Origin of the sequence: Loktanella sp. SALINAS62, from assembly GCF_018263905.1 — a bacterium.
In the GTDB taxonomy this organism is placed as follows: Bacteria; Pseudomonadota; Alphaproteobacteria; order Rhodobacterales; family Rhodobacteraceae; genus Loktanella.
Window position 1 is genome coordinate 112228 of record NZ_JAAFZU010000001.1, and the last position, 19558, is coordinate 131785.

General features: G+C 58.4%; 18 protein-coding genes and 1 pseudogene. 15 read left to right on the plus strand and 4 right to left on the minus strand.

Annotated features, from left to right (window positions below; genetic code table 11):
* Nucleotides 1–282: pseudogene (locus GZH79_RS18910) on the minus strand (hypothetical protein); the annotation flags it as partial.
* 366 nt (nucleotides 283–648) lie between these two features.
* Between GZH79_RS18910 and GZH79_RS00525 the strand changes: the two are divergent.
* From GZH79_RS00525 to pdeM, 15 genes are all read left to right on the plus strand, one after another.
* A complete protein-coding gene (locus GZH79_RS00525) occupies nucleotides 649–843 on the plus strand; it encodes a hypothetical protein (protein WP_211641191.1) in 195 nt (64 codons plus the stop codon).
* Nucleotides 844–1025: 182 nt separating this feature from the next.
* Nucleotides 1026–1187 (plus strand): hypothetical protein, encoded by a 162-nt coding sequence (locus GZH79_RS00530; RefSeq protein WP_211641585.1) that lies wholly within the window; start codon nucleotides 1026–1028, stop codon nucleotides 1185–1187.
* Nucleotides 1188–1232: 45 nt separating this feature from the next.
* Nucleotides 1233–2099: a Flp pilus assembly protein CpaB gene (gene cpaB, locus GZH79_RS00535; protein ID WP_211641192.1), complete on the plus strand. Its 867-nt coding sequence runs from the start codon at nucleotides 1233–1235 to the stop codon at nucleotides 2097–2099.
* Between the two features lie 201 nt (nucleotides 2100–2300).
* On the plus strand, nucleotides 2301–3725 hold the full coding sequence (locus tag GZH79_RS00540) for a type II and III secretion system protein family protein (protein ID WP_211641193.1): 1425 nt from the start codon (nucleotides 2301–2303) through the stop codon (nucleotides 3723–3725).
* 14 nt (nucleotides 3726–3739) lie between these two features.
* Nucleotides 3740–4384, plus strand: a complete 645-nt coding sequence (locus GZH79_RS00545; RefSeq protein WP_249218902.1) for an OmpA family protein — start codon at nucleotides 3740–3742, stop codon at nucleotides 4382–4384.
* Nucleotides 4385–4606: 222 nt separating this feature from the next.
* Nucleotides 4607–5851: an AAA family ATPase gene (locus GZH79_RS00550; protein ID WP_211641555.1), complete on the plus strand. Its 1245-nt coding sequence runs from the start codon at nucleotides 4607–4609 to the stop codon at nucleotides 5849–5851.
* Between the two features lie 11 nt (nucleotides 5852–5862).
* Nucleotides 5863–7326 (plus strand): CpaF family protein, encoded by a 1464-nt coding sequence (locus GZH79_RS00555; protein WP_211641195.1) that lies wholly within the window; start codon nucleotides 5863–5865, stop codon nucleotides 7324–7326.
* A 5-nt stretch (nucleotides 7327–7331) separates the two neighbouring features.
* Nucleotides 7332–8297, plus strand: coding sequence for a type II secretion system F family protein (locus GZH79_RS00560; protein WP_211641196.1), 966 nt, complete (start codon nucleotides 7332–7334; stop codon nucleotides 8295–8297).
* 9 nt (nucleotides 8298–8306) lie between these two features.
* Complete coding sequence (locus GZH79_RS00565) at nucleotides 8307–9299, plus strand: type II secretion system F family protein (protein ID WP_211641197.1); 993 nt, start codon at nucleotides 8307–8309, stop codon at nucleotides 9297–9299.
* A gap of 36 nt (nucleotides 9300–9335) precedes the next feature.
* Nucleotides 9336–9860: a tetratricopeptide repeat protein gene (locus GZH79_RS00570; protein ID WP_211641556.1), complete on the plus strand. Its 525-nt coding sequence runs from the start codon at nucleotides 9336–9338 to the stop codon at nucleotides 9858–9860.
* A 28-nt stretch (nucleotides 9861–9888) separates the two neighbouring features.
* Nucleotides 9889–10728 carry a tetratricopeptide repeat protein gene (locus GZH79_RS00575; RefSeq protein ID WP_211641198.1) on the plus strand — a complete coding sequence of 280 codons (840 nt, stop codon included), beginning with the start codon at nucleotides 9889–9891 and terminating at the stop codon, nucleotides 10726–10728.
* Nucleotides 10725–11219: a prepilin peptidase gene (locus GZH79_RS00580; RefSeq protein WP_211641199.1), complete on the plus strand. Its 495-nt coding sequence runs from the start codon at nucleotides 10725–10727 to the stop codon at nucleotides 11217–11219. Before GZH79_RS00575 ends, GZH79_RS00580 begins: the two co-directional genes overlap by 4 nt.
* A gap of 112 nt (nucleotides 11220–11331) precedes the next feature.
* A complete protein-coding gene (locus GZH79_RS00585; RefSeq protein ID WP_211641557.1) occupies nucleotides 11332–12642 on the plus strand; it encodes an ATPase in 1311 nt (436 codons plus the stop codon).
* 36 nt (nucleotides 12643–12678) lie between these two features.
* Entirely contained in the window at nucleotides 12679–15078 is a 2400-nt protein-coding gene (locus GZH79_RS00590) for a ligase-associated DNA damage response DEXH box helicase (protein WP_211641200.1), read from the plus strand.
* Between the two features lie 39 nt (nucleotides 15079–15117).
* Nucleotides 15118–15816, plus strand: coding sequence for a ligase-associated DNA damage response endonuclease PdeM (gene pdeM / locus GZH79_RS00595; protein ID WP_211641201.1), 699 nt, complete (start codon nucleotides 15118–15120; stop codon nucleotides 15814–15816).
* On the opposite strand, the gene folD is transcribed toward pdeM, so the two are convergent.
* The 3 genes from folD to ftsH form a co-directional block, all read right to left on the minus strand.
* A complete protein-coding gene (gene folD / locus GZH79_RS00600; protein ID WP_211641202.1) occupies nucleotides 15761–16639 on the minus strand; it encodes a bifunctional methylenetetrahydrofolate dehydrogenase/methenyltetrahydrofolate cyclohydrolase FolD in 879 nt (292 codons plus the stop codon). The genes pdeM and folD overlap by 56 nt on opposite strands.
* 289 nt (nucleotides 16640–16928) lie before the next feature.
* Nucleotides 16929–17510: an MOSC domain-containing protein gene (locus tag GZH79_RS00605; RefSeq protein ID WP_211641203.1), complete on the minus strand. Its 582-nt coding sequence runs from the start codon at nucleotides 17508–17510 to the stop codon at nucleotides 16929–16931.
* A gap of 73 nt (nucleotides 17511–17583) precedes the next feature.
* A complete protein-coding gene (gene ftsH, locus GZH79_RS00610; protein WP_211641204.1) occupies nucleotides 17584–19494 on the minus strand; it encodes an ATP-dependent zinc metalloprotease FtsH in 1911 nt (636 codons plus the stop codon).
* Nucleotides 19495–19558 lie beyond the last annotated feature (64 nt).

The window sequence follows — 19558 nt, forward strand, 5'->3', positions numbered from 1 at the left end:
GGATCGTTCAGCCGATATTGTCGACCAGAACCAATCCAGCCCCGACCCGCGCTGCAGCACAACGCCCGCGCCTGTCGTACCGGGCAGTGACGGGGTCTTTGGAAACGTTGTGGCCGATGGTGCGCTGGGGTCGATCTGGATCGTCAGCCGCCGGGCACCGGTTTCAGGCAGCCCCACCCGTTTGAAAGTGAAATCGGGTTGCAGTCGATCCTGTGCGGTCAGGGGGCCAGCCAAACCTGAAACAAGCGCCACCACTGCCCATAGCTGCGTTACCGAAGTCATAAGATCGTCCTGCCTGCAATGCATTAATCTGCATTTATTAGCTCTTAGTTAACCACCCTGCGTCGTCGATTGCTACCGTGGTGGAAACAGTCCCCAACAAACGCGGCATATTGGTCGCAAAACGGAATTCAAAGTCCGATCTAAACACGGCAATCTCAAAACCTTTATCAAACAAAACCAATATCTTAAAAGAATTTATAAACAAAGTTAACCGAAGCCAAAAAAAGCACCAGACAGGTCCAAATGATGACGCATTCGGACGGCTATATCTCCTTATCCAAGACGGGGAGCGGGCCAATAAGAGGCCGGTCCGCAATGAGCCGGCAAGGGATGCAAACCAGCTAAACCCCTGAGGAGGGACTATACATGATGAACTTTATCAAAGCTTTCTACAACGACGAAGACGGTGCAGTGACGGTTGACTGGGTCGTTCTGACCGCAGGTATCGTGGTTCTGGGCGTCGCAGTTGGCGCCAAGGTTGCAGGCGGGGCAAACGCCATGGCCGACAACATCGCCGCCGAGCTGTCCGGCACAGCTGTTCCCGACATCACTTTCCCCTAAACCCCGCAAAGTAGACTCTATTGTCTTGCAGAAGGGCCGCATCGTTTCGGTGCGGCCCTTACTGCGCAGTTTGTGCAAATATGTCACCGGATCGTGGCGATCTACTTGGCAATCACCATACCTGTGCCATCGTCATGACATGAAGACCATTCAGGCTGGATGGATAGCAAATGAGGTCGATTGTGAAGAAATTTTTCAATGACGAAGATGGTGCAGTCACCGTAGATTGGGTCGTCCTTACAGCCACGCTCGCGTTATTTCCGGCAGCCATTTTTATCTATTTGTCGGGCGGTGTCAGTGATCTGACCACCAACGTGGTGTCAGCCATCACAGCTGAAGAATAGCACGTCAAAATTCCTTTTTGACGTCCAACGGAACGAGGCAAAGCAATGCGTATAATTTTTGGAATGGTTCTGATCCTTGGCATAGGGCTGGCAGGTTTTGCCGTCTTCATGGTTCAGGGTTACATGGGCGACCAGCAAGCCGCCCTGCAACAAGAACGCGAACGGGCCGCCGAAGTGGTCGAAACCGTCAACGTACTGGCAGCGAAAAAGCAACTGGCTTTCGGTGACGCATTGACGGCAGACGACATTCAATTCGTGAAATACGCCAAGGATTTTTTGCCAGAAGGCACCTTTGCCGACGTTGAAGCGCTGTTTCCCGAAGGCCCGAACGTGGTGCGGAGCTTGCTACGCCCGTTAGAGCCGAACGAGGTCATCCTGCTGACCGATCTGACAGAGCCAGGACAGATCGCCAGCATCACGCAAGAATTGAACCCCTTGATGCGCGCGTTCACCATCCGCGTCGACGCGTCCACCGGCGTATCGGGATTTCTGCGACCGAATGACCGGGTCGATATCTATTGGACAGGTACCGTCGGCGAACCTGGATCAAACGAACAAACCAACGTGATCGGCAGTTCCATCCGACTGATCGCCGTAGACCAGAGCATCGACAGAAACCGGGCGTCAACATCCATTCCCAGCACCGTTACCGTTGAAGTCATTCCCGGCGATGTGGCCCGTCTGGCAGAAGCGCAGTCCAAGGGGCGGCTTAGTTTGGCACTGGTTGGGGACGGCAACGAAAACATGGCCGTCGCAATCGGCGAACAGGCAATCTTTTTGCCGCAGCCGCCAGAAAAGCCTGTTCAGGTCGTTCAGGCCCCGGTTGTTGCACCCACGCCACCGCGCGAATGCTTTACAACTGTCCGTCGCGGCACAGAGGCCGTTCAAGCGCAAATCGCCTGCACAGACTGATATAAATCAAGTGGCCACTCGGTGTAATCGGGTGGCCGCTGCGTGTTCTGGACTGGCAAAAATGCTGTGATGTTGCCGCCAACCCACATGAAGGCAGCACCTCAAGCCATTGATTCTTGCAATAATCGCAGGGGTCGGTCATAGATGGTGTCAATGACGGAATATAATTTCCGCTGGGCGTGATCCGAGGGGCAGGTCACAATGAGCTATCGCAGGACGTTAAAGGCCGTTTTAACAGGTCTGACTTTATTTACGGGTGCGGCACCAATGATGGTGGACGCACAAAATCTTCGTGTTTTACGCGGCGCGCCATCCAGTGCATTGGCGGTTCCGATGAACCGGGCCATCGTGGTGGAAAGCGACGAACCTTTTACCGAACTCTCGATCGCGAACCCCGGCATTGCCGACATCCTGTCGCTTTCGGACCGCACGATCTATTTGCTGGGTAAGGAACCGGGTCGTACGACGATGACCATTCTGGGCGTGGATGGTCGATTGATCAGCAACGTCGAAGTGCAGGTCACCCCTGACATCGCGGAATTCAAGGAACGTCTGGAACAGATCCTTCCGGGTGAACCGATCGAAGTGCGGACCGCCAACAACGGGATCGTGCTATCCGGCACCGTCAGTTCCATTGCACGGCTGGACCGGGCATTGGAACTGGCCGAACGCTACGCACCAGAACGTGTGTCCAACCTGATGAGCGTCGGCGGCACACAGCAGGTCATGCTGAAAGTGCGCTTTGCCGAAATGCAACGCTCTGTGTCCAAATCGTTGTCATCGTCCATCGCTGCGCAAGGCACCGGACTGGGTGGCGATCTGGGGCTGTCCGGCGGCACCGGTGCGCTGGTCGGCGGCAACGCAGTCACCCGTACATTTACAGGGTCCACCCCGGTCACAAATGAAAACAACGGTGCATTCTTGTTTGGGTTCAACGCAGGCGGCGTCGAAGTCGGCATCTTGCTGGAAGCTTTGGAAAGCCGTGGGGTTGTCCGCACATTGGCCGAACCCAACCTGACCGCCCTGTCGGGACAGGAAGCAAAGTTTCTTGCCGGTGGCGAATATCCCGTCCCCGTCGCCCAAGAAGGCGGTCAGATTTCTGTCGATTTCAAACCGTTCGGCGTGGAATTGAACTTTACCCCGCGGGTTGTGGATGGTGACATCATCAATCTGGAACTGGTCGCGGCCGTGTCTTCGATTGATCCTTCTAACGGGTTCACATCTAACGGATTTACCGTCGACGCATTCCGTCGCCGCGAAACATCGACGACCGTTGAAATGCGTGACGGCGAAAGCTTTGCCATCGCCGGCCTGCTGTCTGACGATTTCACCGATCTGAAAGGTCAGGTGCCTTGGCTGGGCGATATTCCGGTGCTGGGGGCCCTGTTCCGTTCTGCGGAATATGCGCGCCAACAGACGGAACTTGTTATTATCGTAACGCCACATCTTGTCACACCGACCCGTGGCGAAGCACTGGCGTTGCCGACAGACCGGATTCAGCCCCCATCGGAACGCGATCTGTTCCTGTTCGGTCGTGTTTCTGCGTCGAATGCGCCCAAAGCGGGTGGCGCGGGTGAAGTCGCGCGGCAAGACTTTTCCGGCTCTTACGGCTATGTGATGGACTGATGGGACATACTGCGATGCGAAGCTCTCTGACCTTGGGCGCATTGGCGCTTACCCTTGCCGGCTGCGCCACTCAGGGCGGCTTTTCCATCGATTCACCCACGGCCCTTGAAACGACCGCGCCCGTGTTCGGCACTGCAACGGCGACAAACCTGCAGGCCATGACGAACCCGCAACAGGCCACTGACGCGCTTGCCCTTCGGTTCGCATCAGAAGTCGAAAGCACCGTCACCTTTGCGTTCAATTCCAGCGTCCTGACACCGCTGGCACAGGCCACGCTGCGTCAGCAAGCAGCGTGGATCATGCAGTTCCCGGAAATTCGTTTCCGCGTCTATGGCCACACCGATCTGGTCGGATCAGCGGCCTACAACGAACAATTGGGCCGCGCCCGCGCCAATGCGGTTGTGTCATACCTTGTTTCTTTGGGCGTCAACCGATCCCGTCTGGAAGCTTTGGTGTCGTTTGGCGAAACACGTCCAGTCGTGCCAACCCAACAACCAGAGATGCGCAATCGGCGCACCGTGACAGAGGTATCCGGGTTTGTTTCGGGATCACCCATGTTGCTGAACGGCAAATACGCGCAGGTCGTGTTCCGCGAATATGTCAACAGCGCGACACCGGAAACGACGGTATCCGAAACACAGGGCGCTGGCGGCGAATAAAGAGCCGCAGCGACCCGAACAGTCGCACAGATGGCAAGGCATCGTCGCCAAATACCGCACAATGACGATGAATTTGACCTAATCTCGCCCAGATTGACCCGCATATCTCTGTTGACGGGATCGTTCCATCACCCAGATGGGACGATTGCCTGAGGCAGGCAACACGCGAAAACGCAAGTGTCATGGCTCAGGCAGTCCCCATAAAAGAGGACGGCAGGCATGATGACAAACGCAGCAGCACAGATCGACAGTTCCGAATTGATCGCATGCACAGTCAGTCGCGACGTGCAGATTTTTGATCTTTTGATTGAAGATATGGAAACCGCCTTGGGCGAACGCTGGGGCGACCTGCGATTCGATGAAGCCGCCGCATTTCTGGGCCAACCCGAAGCGGCAGAGCTTCAATTTCTGGCCGTTGCCATGGATGCCGAAGACGAAGAAGACATTGACCAGATCGCAGGCGTCGTCCGTGCCGCCAAAGAGCACGGGATAAAGGTGATCTTGATCACCGAAGATGTGCGTCCCGCCACGCTGCATCGTCTGTTGCGCGACGGGGGCGACGAATTTGTCCCCTACCCCCTGCCCGAAAACGAACTTGGGTTAGTGATCGACCGTATCATGCACGCGCCCGCAGAAGCGGTTGAACTGGCGGATAAGCCACCCACCCTGAAGCCCACAGGCACGCATTCGGCCGTGGTAATCGCCGTTCACGGCATGGCGGGAGGTACAGGGGCGACCACGTTTGGCGTGAACCTGGCCTGGGAACTGGCCAACGTAATAAAAAAGGGCGACCAGCCGCGCGTCTGCCTGCTGGATCTTGACCTGCAATACGGCAGCACCTCGACCTATCTGGATCTGCCGCGCCGCGAAGCGGTGACCGAACTTTTGTCCGCGACAGACGTGATGGACAGCACGGCGTTCATGCAGGCGCTGGTGACGTATGATCAAAAACTACACGTCCTGACGGCCCCCAGCGACATGGTTCCGCTGGACCTGATCGGACCGGACGACGTATCGCGTCTACTGGAAATGGCGCGGACGAATTTCGATTACGTTGTGATCGACATGCCCGCGACAATGGTGGAATGGTCGCAAACCGTGCTGGAAGCAGCGCACGTCTATTTTGCCACGCTGCAACTGGACATGCGGTCCGCCCAGAACACACTGCGGCTGAAACGGATCTTGCAATCCGAAGACCTGCCTTTTGAGAAACTGCAGTTCATCATGAACAAAGCGCCGGGGTTTACCGATCTATCGGGCAAGGCGCGGGTCAAACGGATGGCCGATTCACTGGGAATCTCGATCGCGGTGATGATGCCCGACGGCGGCAAGCAAGTGTCCCAGATTTGTGATCACGGCACACCGCTCGCTGTTGGTGCGCCCAAGAATCCCCTGCGCAAGGAAATTGCAAAGCTCGCAGGTTCGATCCACGCCCTTAATCAAGCCGATGTGGCTGAAGCCTCCTGAAAGGCAAATTGATGTTTTCCAAGTATAAAAAGCCGGGCGACGTCAAATCCGGGATGATGAAGCCCGCAGCAGGTTCACCTGCTCCGGACATCGCGCCCGTGGCCGCGCCGGCAGCGGCACCCGCGACAGACCGCGTCAGCCTGATGAAGCCACGGGCCGCCCGCCCTGCAGAAGCCGCCCCCGGCGACCGCGATAAAAAGCGCAAGGAACGGATGGGCGAAATCAAGCTGGAGCTGCACAAGGCGTTGCTGGACAACCTGAACCTTGCCGCGCTGGAAAACGCCAGCGAGCAGGATCTGCGCAACGAAATCAACGCCATCGCTACGGAATCGCTGGAAGAAATGGGCATCGTGCTGACGCGCGATGAACGCGTCACACTGTCCCAGGATCTGTATTTCGAGGTGACGGGCCTGGGTCCGCTGGAAACGCTGCTCAAGGACGACACCGTCAACGATATTTTGGTCAACGGCCCGCAGCAGATCTTTGTTGAACGCGCGGGCAAGCTGGAACTGACCGATGTCACGTTCAAGGACGAAAAGCACCTGTTGCGGATCATCGACAAGATCGTGTCTGCCGTGGGACGTCGCGTGGATGAATCCAACCCCTACGTCGATGCCCGTCTGGCCGATGGGTCGCGTTTCAACGCGATGGTGCCGCCTGTTGCCGTGGACGGCAGCCTTGTTTCGATCCGTAAGTTCAAAAAAGACAAATTGGGCATCGAAGATCTGGTACAATTCGGGGCTTTTTCAGAAGAAATGGCCGCATATCTGCAAGCCGCAGTCGCCACGCGGCTGAACGTCATCGTGTCAGGCGGGACCGGTTCGGGTAAAACGACCACGCTGAATGCCCTGTCGTCGTTTATCGATAACAGCGAACGCATCCTGACAATCGAAGACACCGCCGAACTTCAGCTTCAACAGACCCACGTGGGCCGCATGGAAAGCCGCCCCCCCAACGTCGAAGGCAAGGGTGGCGTCAGCCAGCGCGACTGTCTGAAAAACGCCCTGCGGATGCGACCTGACCGGATCATCGTCGGTGAAACCCGTGGCGAGGAAGTCATCGACATGCTGCAAGCCATGAACACCGGCCACGACGGGTCCATGACGACGATCCACGCCAACAGCGCCCGTGACGGCGTTTCACGTCTGGAAAACATGATCGCAATGGCCGGGATCGAAATGCCGATCAAGGCGATGCGAAGCCAGATTTCATCTGCTGTGAACCTGATCGTGCAGGCCAGCCGCCTGCAGGACGGATCACGTCGCATGACCTCGATCACCGAAATCACAGGCATGGAAGGCGACGTGATTTCGATGCAAGAGGTGTTCAAGTACCAGCGCGTCGGCCTGACACCCGAAAACAAGATCATCGGGCATTTCACAGCGACCGGCGTCCGCAGCCACTTTTCGGATCGTTTCAAACTGTGGGGCTACGATTTGCCGCCGCAGATCTTTGAACCCATGGCAGCAGAGTAATCACAATGATTTCAATGGAACCCGTCATCTACATCGTGATTTTCATTGCCGTTCTGGCCGTGGTTCAAGGTGTGTATCTGGTGATTTTTGGCAAATCCATTTCGATGGATGGCAAGGTCAACCGACGGCTAGACATGCTGGAAAAAGGCGGCAACCGCGAACAGGTGCTGGAACAACTGCGCAAGGAGATGACGCAGCACATTCGATCACAGCGCATTCCACTGTATTCCATCCTGGCCACCAAGGCGCAAAAAGCCAACATCGCATTTACCCCGTCGCAGATCATGATGCTGATGGTCGGCGTCAGCATCATGGCGTTCATCGGGCTGTCGGTCGCAACCAAAGTTGAAATTGCAACCCGCGCGCTGGTCGCTACGGGGATGGGCATCGGTGCGGTCTATGTCTGGATCAACGGCAAGGCCAACAAGCGCATGGCCATGATCGAAGAACAGCTTCCCGAAGCAGTCGAATTGATGGTGCGGTCCTTGCGCGTCGGGCATCCGTTTGCCTCTGCCGTGGCTATTGTCGCACGCGAAGTCCCCGATCCGCTGGGCACCGAAATGGGCATCGTTTCGGACGAAGCCGCCTATGGCCGGGACATGGGCGAATGCCTGAAAACACTCGCGGAACGGCTGGACATGCAGGACATGCGGTTTCTGGCGGTTGCAGTCACGATCCAGGCGACATCGGGCGGCAACCTTGCCGAAGTGCTGGAAGGCCTGTCAAAGGTGATCCGCGCGCGGTTTCGCCTCTTCCGCCGGGTCAAGGCGATCACCGCAGAAGCGAAATGGTCCGGCAAGCTACTGTCCGGATTCCCGTTTCTTGCGCTGGTGGGCATCAATCTGGTGCAACCCGGATATTATGACGAGGTCATGGACAAGCCGATCTTTATCCCGGCCTGTCTGGTCGTCGCCGCGTTCCTGATCGTGAACCTGTTCGTGATGAAGACGCTTGTGAACATCAAAGTCTGAGGTGCGCCAATGAATTTTCTGAACACATTGAATGTCATGATCACGGACACGCTTGGTCCGTTCGGTCCCATCATGCTGGTCGGCGTGCTGGGCGTCGTGATGATACTGGCGACGCTGCCGGTGCTTTTGAAAAAAGAAGTCGACCCACTGGATCGGCTGAAAGCATCGACACAAAAAACAGAAACCCTCAAAGCTGGCGACATGAAGCAGCGCCTGCGCGAGGAAAAGAAAAAGGACCAGCTGGAAAAATACGCGACGTTTCTTGAACCGCAAAATGAAGCCGATTATTCCGCAATCAAGCTGAAGCTGCTTCAGGCGGGCTATAAAAGCCGCAACGCCGTGCGCAACTTCTACTTTGCGCAATTCGCCCTTGCCATCATCGGTCTGACTCTTGGCTGTATTTACGCGTTTCTGGATTCCCTGACGAACGAGGAATTGACCGGACAGGCGGTCGCTTTCATGGTCGTGATCCCGGGCGGTGCTGGCTATATGTTCCCGAAATACTGGGTCACACGACGTCAGGCGTCCCGGCGCGAAGCGATCGAAAATGGGTTTCCCGATAGCCTTGACCTGATGCTGGTCTGCGTCGAAGCAGGTCAATCGCTGGATCAATCCATCATGCGGGTCGCCAGAGAGCTGAAATCAGGCTTCCCCGACCTGTCCAGCGAATACGAAATGGTCAGCCAAGAATTGAAAGCGGGCAAGGACAAGGAATCCGTGATGCGCGACATGGCTGAACGTTGCGGCACCCCGGATATCACCAGCTTTGTCACCGTGCTGATCCAAAGCCAGCAGTTCGGCACATCCATCGCAGATGCGCTGCGGGTCTATGCGGGCGAAATGCGTGACAAACGTGTTATGCGGGCCGAAGAAAAGGCCAACAAGCTGCCGACCAAGATGACACTGGCGACGATGATGTTGACGGTCCCTCCGCTTCTGCTCATCCTGATTGGACCCTCGGTTTACAGCATGGGGGAAATTTTGGGGTCGACCGGCGGCTAAGGAACACGCGACATGAACAACTGGCGCAATCTGATGATGGTGGGCGCCATGATGGGGGCGACAGCCTGCGGATCGCTTGATCGTGCTGAACCTGCGGTATTTGCCCCCGGTATTGCGGGCAAGGCACAGACAGACGGTTTGATTGTCGGGCATCGGTTGATGGCTGCGGGTGAACACGAACTGGCGCTGCGCGCCTATACGCGGGCCGCAGCCCAACAGGGATTGAACGTCGATACCTTGTCCGCACTTGGGTCCGCCAATCTGCGTCTGGGGCGGTTGGGTCAGGCGGAAAGCCTGCTGCGCCGCGCGGCAGAGGATACGCCGGATTTCCCACCGGCATGGAACAACCTTGGCGTTTTGCTGATGGAACAGGGCAAATACCCCGAAGCAGCAGAGGTTTTCCGTCGCGCTTTTGCCACGGATGACGGGAATTCAGATGCGATTCGGCAGAACCTGGCCTTGGCGCTCGCAAAACGCGATGGTGCGCTTTACGCTGACAGTCAACAGAACCAGCTTCAGCTGGTCGTCAGGGACGATGGGGTGACCGTCGAACCGCTCTGAGGCAGTAGCAGCAAAAGGACGCAAAATAATGCGCCACCCTATCTTGATCGCCCTTGCAGGGACCCTTGTTTTGTCAGCCTGTGCCAAAAATGGCGAGGCCGAAGTGCAGCGCGCACTTCGGGATTTGAATGTCGTAGACGAAACCAACCTGAACGATGTGATGCTGACGGTCGGTGACCCGGACGCAGCCGTAGATTATTTCGCCAGCGCCAATGCCAATGACCCCGGACGTTCTGATCTGCAGCGCGGTCTGGCCAAATCGCTGATGCGTGCCGGTCGCGCGACCGAAGCGATCAGCGCGTGGCAGAACGTCATCGCCCACCCCGAATCCAACAACGACGACCGGGTCAATCTGGCAGAGGCGCAGATCCGCGCGAACCAGTGGGATGCCGCATCCGCCACGCTGAACGCGATCCCCCCGACGCACGAAACCTTTAATCGCTATCGGCTTGAAGCGATGGTTGCCGATAGTAAAAAGCAGTGGGAAAAGGCTGACTCTTTCTATCAAACCGCAGCCGGACTGACGACGACACCGGCAGGTGTCGTGAACAACTGGGGCTTTTCCAAGTTGACGCGCGGCGATTACGCAGGCGCTGAACGCCTGTTCAACGACGCGCTTCGGCAGGACAGCACGATGTTCACCGCCAAAAACAACCTTGTGCTGGCCCGCGGCGCGCAGCGCCGCTACGATCTGCCGGTCATTCCGATGACGCAGGTCGAACGCGCGCAACTGCTTTACACGATGGCCCTGACGGCGATCAAACAAAACGATATCACCATCGGCAAAGGCTTGTTGAACGAGGCCGTCGAAACGCACCCCCAGCATTTTGAAGAGGCCGCGCGTTCGCTGCGCGCGCTGGAAGCATGATTTTGGAACTGACTCCCTTTGCCGCGCTGCTGTTCCTGATCCCGGCAATTCCGGTGGCGCTGTGGGTCGCCTACAAGGACGTCGCCACGATGAAAATCCCCAACAAGGCGGTGATCGCTTTGTTTGCGGGTTATGCCGTGCTGGGGCTGATCGCGCTGCCACTGGATGTTTACCTGTGGAATTACGTGCATCTGGCCGTGCTGCTTGTGATCGGAATTCTGCTGAACATGACTGGCTGGCTGGGCGCAGGCGACGCGAAATTCATGGCGGCTGCCGCCCCCTATGTCGCTGCAGGTGATATCAGCGCGATGCTGATGTTGCTGTCGGCGGCGATGCTGGGCGGGTTTGTGTTGCATCGTGCGCTACGTTTGACCCCGCTGCGCCGCACCTATCCCCACTGGGAAAGCTGGTCATCGGGCCGTCGGTTCCCCATGGGCCTGCCACTGGCCATCGCATTGACAAGCTATCTGTCACTTGCGGCCTTTGGCTAAGCCGATGCCCCGCGTTGACAGCAATTTGTCCATTATTCGGCCATAAATTTCAGACATCCTTATGCTTAACGAACGTGGGGTCATCGCCCCCGTCAGCAGTCAGGGTCGAATGATGAACATGCAGGCTAACGGCGTCATGGCGCCCCCCCGTCCGAAAACGTTGCAGGACATGCTACTTGCCCTGCCGATGATGCGCGACATCCTGATAAAAACGATGTTCCGCACGAACCTGACAGAAGCCGGTGCCTTGGCCAGGGTGATTTGCCTGCCGATCAACGTCACGCAGGAACTGATCGACATGGCGCGCAGCCAGCTTTTGCTGGAAGCGACCGGTACGATGTCTGCGTCATCGGGCACCGAAATGGGCTATCAACTGACAGACGCCGGGCGCGCCCGCGCAGGCGAAGCATTGAAGCAATCGGAATACTACGGTGCGATGCCGGTGCCATTGCCAGTCTATCACGAACAGATCAAGCGTCAGTCGATCCGCAACATTCAGGTCACACGCGATCAACTGATGGGCGCGATGGGCCACCTGATCCTGCCACCGACACTGATCAGCAACCTTGGCCCGGCCGTCAGCTCTGGTCGGTCGATCCTGATGTATGGGCCACCGGGAAACGGCAAATCCTCGATTTCGAACGGGATCAGGGATGCGATGGGCGACAAGATTTACGTGCCGCGCGCCGTCGAATATTCCGGCCAGATCATTTCTGTCTATGATCCCATCGTGCATTCGGCCGCCGAAGCCGATGAACAGGACCCAAATTCGCTGCGCCGGACCAGCGGTATGTTCGACACACGCTATGTCCGCTGCGAACGCCCCACCGTCATCACCGGCGGTGAACTGTCACTTAGCATGCTTGACCTAGTGTATAATCCCGTCGCCCGAACCTATCAGGCGCCGCTTCAGATGAAATCGACAGGTGGCATTTTCATCGTCGACGACCTTGGCCGTCAGGCTGAACCACCACAAAGTCTGGTGAACCGCTGGATCGTCCCGCTGGAAGAAAACAAGGATATTCTGGCCCTGCAATCGGGCGAAAAATTCGAGGTGCCCTTCGACACGCTGGTGATCTTTTCCACCAACTTTCACCCCAACGCGATTTTCGACAAAGCCGCGTTGCGCCGTATCTTTTACAAGATCAAGATCGACGGCCCAACCCAGTCGGATTTTCTCAAGATCTTTTCGCTTGTGGCCCGCAAGAAAAAGATGCCGCTGGACGAAACGACGTTACTGCACCTGCTCAACAAGCTCTACCCGACGATCGACAACGTCTATGCCAACTATCAGCCAGTCTTCCTGATCGATCAAATCATTTCGATCTGCGAATTCGAAGGCATCCCAAACCAGATGACACCGGAACTGATGGACCGTGCCTGGGCGAACATGTTTGTCGCGGACGAAGATATCGTGCGCTGACTTGACGCCCGCCCACCAGCGGCCCACTTCGGGGGAATGGAATTACCCCCGATCTTTACCGACTGGTTCACGTCCCGTGGCTGGTCGGTGCATCCGCATCAGCAGGACATGCTGGACCGGTCGAATGCCCCCGCCCTGCTGCTGATCGCACCCACAGGCGGCGGCAAAACGCTGGCAGGGTTTCTACCCACGCTGGTCGAACTGGCCGATGGCGCACACCGCGGTCTGCATACGCTCTACGTTTCACCGCTCAAGGCGCTGGCGGCGGATATTCGGCGCAACCTTGGCACGCCGATCGCGGACATGAACCTGCCGATCCGGGTCGAAGACCGCACCGGCGACACCACGGCCACCGCCAAAAGACGCCAGCGCGCAGACCCGCCCCACATCCTGCTGACCACGCCCGAAAGCCTTGCGCTGCTGACATCATACGAAGACGCGCCGCGCATCTTTGCGGGCTTGCAGCGCATCGTGATCGACGAAATCCACGCGCTGGCAGAATCCAAACGTGGCGACCAATTGATGCTGGCCCTGTCGCGGCTGCAAGCCTTGTGCCCCGATCTGCGGCGCGTCGGCCTGTCCGCCACCGTCGAAGACCCCGCCGCCATCGCGTCGCAACTGGCCTGCCACCCCGACCCTTGCGACATTCTGTATGCGGACCCCGGACCCGCCGCCGATATCAGCATGCTTGTCACCGCAGAACGCCCCCCGTGGGCGGGCGGCAACGCACGCTATGCCATCCTCGCCGTGCTGGAACAGGTCAAACAGCACAAGACGACGCTGATTTTCCACAACACCCGCGCGCAGGCAGAGGTGTTTTTCCACAACCTTTGGCTGGCCAACGACACCGATCTGCCCATCGGCATCCACCACGGCAGTCTGGACCGCGAACAGCGCCAGCGGGTCGAGGCCGCGATGGTGCGCGGCGATCTGCGCGCCATCGTCTGCACCGGCAGTCTGGATCTGGGCATCGACTGGGGCGATGTAGACCTAGTGATCCAGATCGGTGCGCCCAAGAACGTCAAACGCCTGATCCAGCGGATCGGGCGCGCCAACCACCGCTACAACGCCCCGTCAAAGGCGCTGCTGGTGCCCGCCAACCGGTTCGAGGTTGTCGAATGCATGGCCGCACTGGACGCCGCGCGCGAAGCTGATCTGGACGGCGATCCAAAGGGCGCAGGCCCGCGCGATGTGCTGTGCCAGCACATTTTGATCCGCGCCTGCGCCGGACCGTTCGACGCCGACGCGCTGTTTGCGGAAATCCGCACGGTTGGCGCCTATGCCGCGCTGACACGGGCCGAATTTGATGATTGCCTCGATTTTTGCGCTACTGGCGGTTATGCGTTGCGGGCCTATGACCGCTGGAAACGGCTGTTGCTGCGCGACGGCTGCTGGCAATTGCGCGACCCCCGCGCTGCCCGTGACATCCGCATGAATATCGGCACCATTCAGGATACGGACACGTTGAAGGTGCGCCTGAAAGGCGCCTACAAACCGCTGGGCGAGATCGAAGAAGGCTTTGCCGCGCAACTGACGCCGGGCGACACATTCCTGATCGGTGGTGAGATTGTCCGCTACGAAAGGCTGCGCGAGCTAAGTGTCGAAGTGACGCGCCGCGCGGACAAGCCGCCCAAGATCGCGACATTCATGGGCACGAAATTCGCCACATCGACCCAGTTGTCGCAGCGCATCCTGCGGATGTTCCAGCAGGACGACTGGCCTGAATTGCCAGACCACACCGCCGAATGGCTGCACCTGCACCGCCAAATCTCTCACCTGCCGCAGGCCGACCGCATTCTGGTGGAATCCTTTCCCCATGACGGTCGTGCACAGACGTGTTTTTACGGCTTTGCGGGGCGCAACGCACAGCAGACGCTGGGCCTGCTGCTGACCAAACGGATGGAAGAGGAAAACCTTGATCCCTTGGGGTTTGTGGCCACCGATTACGCCACGCTGGTCTGGGGATTAAAGCCTGTGACAGACCCGGCGCCGCTGTTCGATGATGTTGCGATGCGCGCGGGATTCAATGACTGGCTGGCTGGCAATGCCGTGATGAAACGGACATTTCGCGCGTCTGCCACTATCGCAGGACTGATCCAGCGCAATCTGCCACAGGCCCGCAAATCCGGGCGACAGGCGACGTTTTCGTCCGACATTCTGTATGACACGCTGACCAAATACGACCCTGACCACCTGATGCTGGACATCACCCGGCAAGAGGCCTTGCGCGGTCTGGTTGATTTTGGCCGGATCGAGGAAATGCTGACCCGGACGGCAGGCCGCGTCGATCACGTGACACTGACACGCCCCACGCCGCTTGCCGCACCCCTGCTGCTGGAAGCCGGGCGCATACCCGTCGCCGGTAAGGGGCGCGAACGTCTGATGGAGGAAACCGCCGCCCAACTGATGCGCGATGCGGGTATCGCGGATCTGTAGCCTCTTGCACATCACGCCAATGGGCGGCAGGAACGGATCATGAACGCCTATGACTTTACCATTTGTGACGACAGGCTAACCGCGCTTCCATCTGGTGCGCTGTGGTGGGCTGCGGAACGGTTACTGTGCGTGTCCGACCTGCATCTGTGCAAATCCGACCGCGTGGCCCGCCGGTCCGGGCAGATGCTGCCACCCTATGAGACACGCGAAACGCTGGCCCGCCTGTCAGCCGACATCGCCGCGAACGAACCCGCGACAGTGATTTGTCTGGGTGACAGTTTCGACGATCTGGATGCCGCGCGCAGCCTGTCCGACGCTGACATCGCCACACTGACCACCCTGCAAGCCGGCCGCGACTGGATCTGGATCGAAGGCAACCACGACCCCGGCCCCGTCGCCTTGGGTGGCTCTCATCTGGCGGATCATCGCGTCGGCAGGTTGGTTTTTCGCCATATTGCCACCCCTGATAAGGGCGAGGTGTCGGGCCATTACCATCCCAAACACGCGATCCCCGGCGCAGGCGGTGCGCGCCCTTGCTTTTTATTCGACGATCAGCGTTTGATCCTTCCCGCTTACGGCGCCTACACGGGGGGTCTGCACGCAAGCCATCCGGTGCTGTCCCGTCTGTTCGGGCCACAGGCCTGCGCCATCCTGACCGGACGGCGCGCGATCTGCGTTCCGGTCAGGCCGTCAGCCCCTCTGGCTCGGCCAGGTCATTGGCGCGGCAACAGGCGGTGACGGTATTGGCCAGCAGGCAGGCAATTGTCATCGGCCCCACACCACCCGGCACCGGGGTAATGGCCCCTGCCACCTGCGACGCACTGGCATAATCGACATCACCGACCAATCCGTCATCGGTCCGGTTGATACCCACGTCGATCACCGTCGCGCCCGGCTTGATCCAGTCGCCCGACACCATCTTGGGTCGTCCGACCGCCGCCACGACGATATCGGCCCGGCGGACGACGTCGGCCAGATTTTTGGTCCGCGAATGCGCGATCGTCACTGTGCAGCTGTCACCCAGCAGCAGTTGCGCCATCGGTTTGCCCACGATGTTGGACCGCCCGATCACCACCGCATCCAGTCCGGATAGCGACCCATGATGGTCACGCAGCATCATCAGGCAGCCCAGCGGCGTGCAGGGCACCATCGCCTTTTGCCCCGTGCCCAACAGGCCCACGTTCGAGATATGAAATCCGTCCACGTCCTTGGCCGGATCAATCGCGGCCAAGACGTATGATTCGTCCATGTGGCCGGGCAGTGGCAGTTGCACAAGGATGCCATGTACCTCTGGATTCGCGTTCAGATCGGCGATCAAAGCGAGCAGATCATCCTGCGCTGCATCCGCGTTCAGACGATATTCGAGCGACAGCATCCCCACCTGCTTGGTCATCTTGCCCTTGGATTTGACATAGACCTGACTGGCGGGGTCTTCACCGACCAGCACCACGGCAAGCCCCGGTGTGATGCCGTGCTCATCCTTTAGACGCGCAACATGTGTCGCAACCTTATCGCGCACCCGGCTGGCAAAGGCTTTGCCGTCAATCACAGTCGCCGTCATGGTATCTCCTTATGGGACGGTTTCGGGGCGCAGCCCCCCTTGCAGTGGCGCAATAACGCCGAAAGGCGTTAGAACAAACCTCCAATTTCGCCTTGCAGCGATGTCTTAAAGTGTCTCCTGCGCACCCGCACAGGCAATCCTGGGATCGGGTTGACGGGTCAGTCCACCTGCCCCCTGTTGCGACAGACCCTAGGCAGAGCCAGTGCGATTACAGGCCCGAATAGCGACTGAATCAGTCGGAAACCGCCCCCGAATTTGAAAACCATTTCACAGCCGACAGCTGGCGCCCTTAGCCTTGCCAAATCCGCTGTGTCGGGACGTGCAGACGCAAAGTGTCCCCCATGTGAAGCGTGCCGGGCCGTTCGACCCATGCGGTCACACCGCGGCGCCCCTTGGCCGCTGCCTTGAACCCTTTACCGTGGCCGGGCCGCTGTTCTTCGATGGTCTTGGACACAAGCGTGCAAGGGGCGTTCTGCATATCGACGGTCAGCGTCGTGCCATCCGGCCCCTGCAGGCGTGATGATGGCGGGATATGACTGAAATCCGCGATCCCCTTGATCACGATGGACGCCCCCAGCCATAGCGGGTCAATCTGCGGCAGGTCCAGATCACGGGCGATCAGATCAAGTTCTTCTGCGCTGACAATCGACACCTGACGCACGTTTCGGATTTCCGTGCCACGTGGGTGCTGGGTCAGAACCCGACTGCAAGATGGTCGTGTCAGTCCTGCGTGAAACTCTGTCTCATACCCCGCAAAGCTTAGCGGCATCCGGTCCAGCGGCTCTGAAACAATTTCCTGTCTGTCGCGATGGGGCACACGCCCCATCCAGACGATCTGGCCCACATGCGCGGTTTGTTCCAGCATCGGCATGGCATTCGTCCTTCATAAAAAAGCCCCCCGCACCATTGATGCGGGGGGCATGTTCGTCAATATCGGCAAGCTATCAAGCGGTCGGTTCGGGTTCCATACCGCCTTCGGCGCGTGGCTTCTTTTTCGTTTTGGGCACCGACGGGATGGCATTGCCACCGGACGGCGGCAGATCATCCGCATCATCGCCACGGTTCAGCGTTTCACCTGCGATCACGCGCGTGATTTCGTTGCCGGTCAGTGTCTCGTATTCCAGCAGACCCTGTGCCAGACGTTCCAGATCGTCGCGCTTTTCCGTCAGAATACGTTTCGCCGTCTGGTAGCCGGTGTCGATCAGTTCCTTGACCTTATCATCGATGATCTTTTGCGTGTCAGCGGAATGGTTCGTGCCGCCACCATAGTTGCCCAAGTAGCTATTCTGCTCGTTCGCATAATCGACATAACCCAGCTCTTCTGCAAATCCGAACTGCGTGACCATCGCCCGGGCGATTTTCGATACCTGCTGGATGTCGGACGCCGCACCAGAGGTGATGTTCTCTTTACCAAAGACCAGCTCTTCTGCGACGCGGCCGCCCATCGCCATGGCGATTTTCGACGTGTACTTCGTCCAGCTTACGCTCAACTGGTCACGCTCGGGCAGCGACAGCACCAAACCCAGCGCGCGGCCACGCGGAATGATCGTCGCCTTGTGAATTGGATCATGCTGCGGAACGTTCAAACCGACGACGGCATGCCCGGCTTCGTGATAGGCGGTCAGTTTCTTTTCATCTTCGCTCATCACCATGGACCGGCGTTCGCTGCCCATCATGACCTTGTCCTTGGCCGATTCGAAATCGGTCATGGTCACAAAACGGCGTCCGACGCGTGCGGCGGTCAGCGCGCTTTCGTTCACCAGGTTTGCAAGATCCGCACCGGAAAAGCCGGGTGTGCCGCGTGCGATGATCCGCAGATCGACGTCAGGACCCAATGGAACCTTGCGGGCATGCACGCCAAGAATCTTCTCGCGGCCTTTAATATCGGGGTTCGGCACCTGCACCTGACGGTCGAAACGACCGGGCCGCAACAGGGCGGGGTCCAACACGTCAGGACGGTTGGTCGCGGCGATGATGATGATGCCTTCGTTCGCTTCAAAGCCATCCATTTCCACCAGCAGCTGGTTCAGCGTCTGTTCGCGTTCGTCGTTGCCACCGCCATAGCCTGCGCCACGCGACCGGCCTACAGCGTCAATTTCGTCGATGAACACGATGCAGGGTGCATTCTTTTTCGCCTGCTCGAACATGTCGCGCACACGGCTTGCACCGACGCCGACGAACATTTCGACAAAGTCGGACCCGGAGATTGTGAAAAACGGCACGCCTGCCTCACCCGCGATGGCACGGGCCAGCAACGTTTTACCGGTGCCCGGAGGGCCGACAAGCAACGCACCCTTGGGGATTTTGCCGCCCAGGCGGCTGAATTTCTGCGGATTGCGCAAGAATTCGACGATTTCTTCCAACTCGTCCTTGGCTTCGTCAATGCCGGCCACTTCGTCAAATGTCACGCGGCCATGCTTTTCGGTCAAAAGCTTGGCTTTTGATTTGCCGAAACCCATCGCACCGCCTTTGCCGCCACCCTGCATCCGGTTCATGAAGTAGATCCAGACCCCGATCAGCAGAACGAAGGGCAGCAACCCGATCAGGAACGACGTCAGGCCAGATTGTTCCTGACTTTGCGCTGTGACGGGGATGTCCTCTGCGATGAGCAGGCTGGTGACTTCGGCATCGCTGGGTTTGATCGTGACATAATCGCGCCCGTCGGTTCCGCGATACCGGACCTGTTCGCCATCCAGCGTCACGCTTGCCACCCCATCGTTTTCAACGGCAGAAACGAATTCGGAATAGCTTTTGGCGTTGTTCATGCCTGTTCCGGGACTGCTGAACAGATTGAACAGCGTCAGCACCAGCAGGAACAGGACGACCCAAAATACGATATTACGTGCGTTGCCCAAAACGAGGCTCCTTCGAAGACGAGAGGTGCGAGACGCGGGAGCGCGGATCGCTGTCGGTTTAAAA

Bases quoted from the DNA above. Each gene is read 5' to 3' on its own strand.
- GZH79_RS00570 (WP_211641556.1), top strand. From the start codon at position 9,336: ATGGTGGGCGCCATGATGGGGGCGACAGCCTGCGGATCGCTTGATCGT.
- GZH79_RS00560 (WP_211641196.1), top strand. From the start codon at position 7,332: ATGATTTCAATGGAACCCGTCATCTACATCGTGATTTTCATTGCCGTT.
- GZH79_RS00565 (WP_211641197.1), top strand. From the start codon at position 8,307: ATGAATTTTCTGAACACATTGAATGTCATGATCACGGACACGCTTGGT.
- GZH79_RS00580 (WP_211641199.1), top strand. From the start codon at position 10,725: ATGATTTTGGAACTGACTCCCTTTGCCGCGCTGCTGTTCCTGATCCCG.
- GZH79_RS00545 (WP_249218902.1), top strand. From the start codon at position 3,740: ATGCGAAGCTCTCTGACCTTGGGCGCATTGGCGCTTACCCTTGCCGGC.
- GZH79_RS00590 (WP_211641200.1), top strand. From the start codon at position 12,679: ATGGAATTACCCCCGATCTTTACCGACTGGTTCACGTCCCGTGGCTGG.
- GZH79_RS00585 (WP_211641557.1), top strand. From the start codon at position 11,332: ATGAACATGCAGGCTAACGGCGTCATGGCGCCCCCCCGTCCGAAAACG.
- GZH79_RS00575 (WP_211641198.1), top strand. From the start codon at position 9,889: ATGCGCCACCCTATCTTGATCGCCCTTGCAGGGACCCTTGTTTTGTCA.
- GZH79_RS00540 (WP_211641193.1), top strand. From the start codon at position 2,301: ATGAGCTATCGCAGGACGTTAAAGGCCGTTTTAACAGGTCTGACTTTA.
- pdeM (WP_211641201.1), top strand. From the start codon at position 15,118: ATGAACGCCTATGACTTTACCATTTGTGACGACAGGCTAACCGCGCTT.
- folD (WP_211641202.1), bottom strand. From the start codon at position 16,639: ATGACGGCGACTGTGATTGACGGCAAAGCCTTTGCCAGCCGGGTGCGC.
- GZH79_RS00555 (WP_211641195.1), top strand. From the start codon at position 5,863: ATGTTTTCCAAGTATAAAAAGCCGGGCGACGTCAAATCCGGGATGATG.
- GZH79_RS00550 (WP_211641555.1), top strand. From the start codon at position 4,607: ATGACAAACGCAGCAGCACAGATCGACAGTTCCGAATTGATCGCATGC.
- GZH79_RS00525 (WP_211641191.1), top strand. From the start codon at position 649: ATGATGAACTTTATCAAAGCTTTCTACAACGACGAAGACGGTGCAGTG.
- GZH79_RS00605 (WP_211641203.1), bottom strand. From the start codon at position 17,510: ATGCCGATGCTGGAACAAACCGCGCATGTGGGCCAGATCGTCTGGATG.
- cpaB (WP_211641192.1), top strand. From the start codon at position 1,233: ATGCGTATAATTTTTGGAATGGTTCTGATCCTTGGCATAGGGCTGGCA.